Source organism: Pinisolibacter sp. DMC100 (assembly GCF_056313705.1).
This window is the reverse complement of the sequence record NZ_JBQUZT010000017.1, coordinates 1-1857: the sequence shown is the minus strand read 5'-3', so window position 1 is coordinate 1857 and position 1857 is coordinate 1. Positions and strand designations below refer to the sequence as shown.

Genomic DNA, 1857 nt, shown 5'->3' with positions numbered 1-1857 from the left:
GAGACGTCGATCTCGGCGTCGAGCGTCAGCGTGACGGCCTCGCCCGCCTCCGCCGCGTCGAGGTCGCCGTCGTAGGTGACGATCCGCGCCACCTTCGCGGTCTTCCCCGACTTCGCCACCACCACCTCGTCGCCGGGGCGCACCCGGCCGGAGGCGATGGTGCCGGAGAAGCCGCGGAAGTCGAGGTTCGGCCGGTTGACCCACTGCACGCCCATGCGGAACGGCTTCTCGGCGGTCGAGGTCGTCACGTCGACGGTCTCGAGATGCTCGAGCAGCGTCGGCCCGGCGTACCACGGCAGACGGGCCGAACGGCCGGAGACGTTGTCGCCGAAGCGCGCCGACAGCGGGATCGCCGCGATGGTCGCAAAGCCGAAGTCCTTGGCGAAGGCGGCGAAGGCGTCGGCGATCTCGGTGAAACGCTCTTCCGAGAAGTCGACGAGGTCGATCTTGTTGACCGCCAGCACGACGTGACGGATGCCCAGCGCCGAGACCAGGAAGGCGTGGCGCCGCGTCTGGGTGACGAGGCCGGCGCGGGCGTCGACCAGGATCACCGCGAGGTCCGAGGTCGAGGCCCCGGTCGCCATGTTGCGGGTGTACTGCTCGTGGCCGGGCGTGTCGGCGACGATGAACTTGCGGCGGTCGGTGGTGAAGAAGCGATAGGCGACGTCGATGGTGATGCCCTGTTCGCGCTCCGCCTCGAGCCCGTCGAGCAGCAGCGCGAGGTCGACCTCCTCGCCGACCGTGCCGAACTTGCGGCTGTCGCGCGTCACCGCCGCGAGCTGGTCCTCGAAGACCAGCTTCGAATCGAACAGCAGCCGGCCGATCAGCGTCGACTTGCCGTCGTCGACCGAACCGCAGGTGAGGAAGCGCAACAGCGACTTGGTCTCCTGCGCCGCGAGATAGTCGGCGAAGGCGGCACCTTCGAGGGCCTTGGGAACGGCGTTCATCAGAAGTACCCCTCGCGCTTCTTCTTCTCCATCGACCCCTGTTCGTCGTGGTCGATCAGGCGCCCCTGCCGCTCCGAGGTGCGGGCGACCAGCATCTCGCGGACGATCTCCGGCAGCGTCGTCGCCTCGCTCTCGATGGCGCCGGTCAGCGGGTAACAGCCGAGCGTGCGGAAGCGCACCAGCCGCTCCTCGATCTTCTCGCCGGGGGAAAGAACCATGCGGTCGTCGTCGGCCATGATCAGGCCGCCGGCGCGTTCCACCACCGGGCGTCGGGCGGCGAAATAGAGCGGCACGATCGGGATCTTCTCGGCGGAGATGTATTGCCAGATGTCGAGTTCGGTCCAGTTCGACAGCGGGAAGGCGCGGATGCTCTCGCCCGGGTTCACCCGCGCGTTCCACAGGCTCCACAGTTCCGGCCGCTGGTTCTTCGGATCCCAGGCGTGGGTCGCGGTGCGGAAGGAAAAGATGCGTTCCTTGGCGCGGCTCTTCTCCTCGTCGCGGCGCGCCCCGCCGAAGGCGGCGTCGAAGCCCCACTTGGTCAGCGCCTGCTTCAACCCTTCGGTCTTCATCACGTGGGTGTAGGTCGACGAGCCGTGGGTGAACGGGGTGATCCCGGCCTTCACGCCGTCCTCGTTGACGTGCACCAGCAGATCGAGCCCGAGCCGCTTCGCGGTCTCGTCACGAAAGGCGATCATCTCGCGGAACTTCCAGGTCGTGTCGACGTGGAGCAGCGGGAACGGGGGCTTCGAGGGGTGGAACGCCTTCATCGCCAGATGCAGCATCACCGCCGAATCCTTGCCGATCGAATAGAGCATCACCGGATTGCGGAACTCCGCCGCGACCTCCCGGATGATCCGGATCGACTCCGCCTCCAGGGCCTTCAGATGCGTGTGACGTGCGACCGACATGG

Annotated in this window: 2 protein-coding genes; both read right to left on the bottom strand. The window is 67.5% G+C overall.

Annotated features, from left to right (window positions below; genetic code table 11):
• Positions 1–947, bottom strand: a 947-nt coding sequence (locus tag ACT541_RS20680; protein WP_476139317.1) for a sulfate adenylyltransferase subunit 1, incomplete at its 3' end; no start/stop codon positions are given.
• Positions 947–1855 carry a sulfate adenylyltransferase subunit CysD gene (gene cysD, locus ACT541_RS20675; RefSeq protein ID WP_476139315.1) on the bottom strand — a complete coding sequence of 303 codons (909 nt, stop codon included), beginning with the start codon at positions 1853–1855 and terminating at the stop codon, positions 947–949. The genes ACT541_RS20680 and cysD, both read right to left, overlap by 1 nt.
• Between the last annotated feature and the right edge of the window lie 2 nt (positions 1856–1857).

What these genes read in the sequence shown, in the direction of transcription:
- cysD (WP_476139315.1), bottom strand. Translation starts at nt 1,855, where the DNA reads ATGTCGGTCGCACGTCACACGCATCTGAAGGCCCTGGAGGCGGAGTCG.